At 68.8% G+C, this 2,756-nt stretch carries 3 protein-coding genes; all 3 read right to left on the reverse strand.

The window, feature by feature from the left end:
• Positions 1-761, reverse strand: a 761-nt coding sequence (locus tag ACIPIA_RS13635; protein ID WP_400510325.1) for an inositol monophosphatase family protein, incomplete at its 3' end; no start/stop codon positions are given.
• Positions 761-1,759, reverse strand: a complete 999-nt coding sequence (gene iolG, locus ACIPIA_RS13640) for an inositol 2-dehydrogenase (RefSeq protein ID WP_400510326.1) — start codon at positions 1,757-1,759, stop codon at positions 761-763. The genes iolG and ACIPIA_RS13635, both read right to left, overlap by 1 nt.
• A 61-nt stretch (positions 1,760-1,820) precedes the next feature.
• Positions 1,821-2,612 (reverse strand): SDR family oxidoreductase, encoded by a 792-nt coding sequence (locus ACIPIA_RS13645; protein ID WP_400510327.1) that lies wholly within the window; start codon positions 2,610-2,612, stop codon positions 1,821-1,823.
• Positions 2,613-2,756 lie beyond the last annotated feature (144 nt).

Consider the following 2,756-nt stretch of genomic DNA (forward strand, 5'->3'; position numbering starts at 1 on the left):
GCCAGTTCCGGCGTGGTGCAGAGGATCGGATTACCCCTGGCGATCCCTTCGCCGGCGAAGAAATCATTGATCGAGGCGCCGGCCTCGCCGGCGATGACGATGCCGGCGGCGACGTCCCAGGCGTTGATGTGCAGCTCGGCATAGGCGTCGCTGCTGCCGTCGGCGACATGGCACAGCCCGAGCGTGCCCGATCCGCCGCGCTTCATCGCGGCGCCCGCGGCATAGCCGCGCTCGATGACCTTGAGATAGCTGGCTGCCGGCATGCGGGTCGACCAGCCCAGCTCTACCGAAGCCCGGGCGATGTCGGTGGCGCCCGAGACCGTGATCGGATCGCCGTTCAGGGTCGCACCGGCACCGCGCCGGGCGGCATAGACCTCACCCAGAGCCGGCGCCGCCACGACGCCGATTTCGGGCTGGCGGTTCGCCAGGAAGCCGATCGAGATGCACCAGTTGCGGTCGCCATGGGCGAAATTGGCGGTGCCGTCGATCGGATCGAGGATCCAGAGCGCATCGGAGGCCTGGCCGCCGCCCTCCTCGCCGATGACGGAGTCGCTCGGGAAAAGCTGCGACAGGCGCTGGCGCAGGAAATCCTCGACCTTGCCATCGGCGACGGTCAGCCAGTCCTGCGCGCCCTTCATGGTCACGCCGAGCGACTCGCGCCTGTTGAAATAGCCCAGTGCCAGATGGCTCGCCTCGGCGGCGAGGCCGAGCGCCGCGTAATAGCGCAGGTCGCGTTCCGCCGGCGTCATCGGGCTCCCCATCACCGGGCCTCCAGATCGACGCGGACCGGCTTGCCGGTCTGCGCGGATTCCGTCGCGGCGTCGGCGAGAATCTGCGCCTTCAGGCCGTCGAGGCCGGTCGGCGAGGCCGCCGCCTTGCCGTGGCAGGCGGCGATGAAGGCGTCGAGCTCGGCACGATAGGCCGCGGCATAGCGCTCCAGGAAGAAGTTCTGCACGGGGTCGGCGCGGAAGCCCTGCCCGGTGGCGATCTCGACCGTGGTCTCGTGGATGTTGCCCGCGCGCAGCATGCCCTGCGAGCCATGGACCTCGATGCGCTGGTCGTAGCCATAGGTCGCACGGCGGGAGTTCGAGATCTGGGCGATCCTGCCCGAGGCCGTCTTCATGATCACCGCGGCGGTGTCGACGTCGCCGGCCTCGCCGATCGCCTTGTCGACGAGCGCAGAGCCCAGCGCGAAGACCTCGACCGGCTCCTCGGCCAGGAGGAAGCGCGCCATGTCGAAGTCATGGATCATCATGTCGCGGAACAACCCGCCCGAGCGCTTCACATACTCGACCGGCGGGGGCGAGGGATCGCGCGAGATCACGGTGACGATCTCGATCGCGCCGGCCTCGCCTGCGCGCAGCCGCTTCTCCAGCGCGGCGAAGTTCGGGTCGAAGCGCCGGTTGAAGCCGATCATCAGGGGCTTGCCGGACGTCTCGACGACGGCGAGGCAGCGGCGGATGCGGGCGGCGTCGAGATCGACCGGCTTCTCGCAGAACACGGCCTTGCCCGCGGTGACGGCCTGCTCGATCAGATCGGCATGGGTGTCGGTCGGCGTGCAGACCAGCACGGCGTCGATCGCCTTGTCGGCAAGGATCGACTCGGTGGTCGTCGCCTTCGCGCCCGTTGCGGCGGCAAGCGAGGCCGCGGCCTCCGGCATGGCGTCGGTGACGGCGACCAGCTCCGCGTCGCCGCGCGCGGCGACATTCAGTCCGTGGATGCGCCCGATGCGGCCGGCGCCCAGCAATCCGATCTTCATGGTCGTCTTCAGTCCCGTGGTCTGGTCCGGCGGCCGTCCTGCCGCGATTGAGGGCGGCGCGCTAGTCGTGCGCGCCGAGAATGGTCTGGTCGAAGTCGATATTGGCGCCGGTCATCAACCCCGACTCGGCCGAGGCGAGATAGGCCACCGCCTTGGCAACCTCCCGGGGGTCGATCAGCCGGCCGAAGGGCTGGCCGGCAGCCGCCTCCTCGAGCCAGCCGTCCCTGGCGTCGTGGCGCAGCTTCATGATCGCATCCTCGCCCGGCGTCGCCATCCAGCCGATATTGAGGCCGTTGACGCGGATGCGGTGCTTGATCAGGGCATATGCCGCATTTTTCGTCAGTACCGCGAGCGCCCCCTTCGAAACGCTGTAGGCGGAGAGGAAGGGCTGGCCGCCATGGGCCGACATCGACTGGATGTTGACGACGGCGCCCTCGATGCCCTGCCGGCGCATCAGCTCGGCCGCATCCTGGATCAGGAAGAAGGGCGCGCGCAGATTGACCGCCATGATGCGCTCGTAGAGCGCGGGCGAGGTGTCGAAGATCGTGCCGCGGTCGGTGTCGCCGGCGGCATTAACGAGCATGTCGAGCCGGCCGAAGGCCCGCTCCGCAGCCGGGACGATCTGCCGCACCGCATCCAGATCGGCGAGATCGACCTGGTGGAATTGGGCGTCGCAACCTTCCGAACGCAGGCTCGCTGCGACGGCCTCGCCGCGGGCGAGGTTGCGCCCGGTCAGCAGCAGCGAGGCGACTCCGCGGGCCACGAACTCCCGGGCGATCGCCTCGCCGAGCCCCTGGCTGCCCCCCGTGACGACTGCCGCCTTGCCGCGCAGGTCGCGGCTGAAAGAGCTGATCTGCGGCACGAATCCCGCCTCCCGGAAACGGCAGGAATTTTTTAGGTCTCCCGCTCAATGGAATAAACATTCCATTCTCGGCACATGCATGTCAAGGCGATCGCTCAGGCGCCGGCGAGAAGAGAGGAGACGAGCCGCCACCGC

The organism is Allobosea sp. CER48, assembly GCF_044752385.1.
GTDB lineage: Bacteria > Pseudomonadota > Alphaproteobacteria > Rhizobiales > Beijerinckiaceae > Allobosea.

Excerpts from the sequence above, each read along its gene's own strand:
- iolG (WP_400510326.1), bottom strand. The coding sequence starts at position 1,759 with ATGAAGATCGGATTGCTGGGCGCCGGCCGCATCGGGCGCATCCACGGA.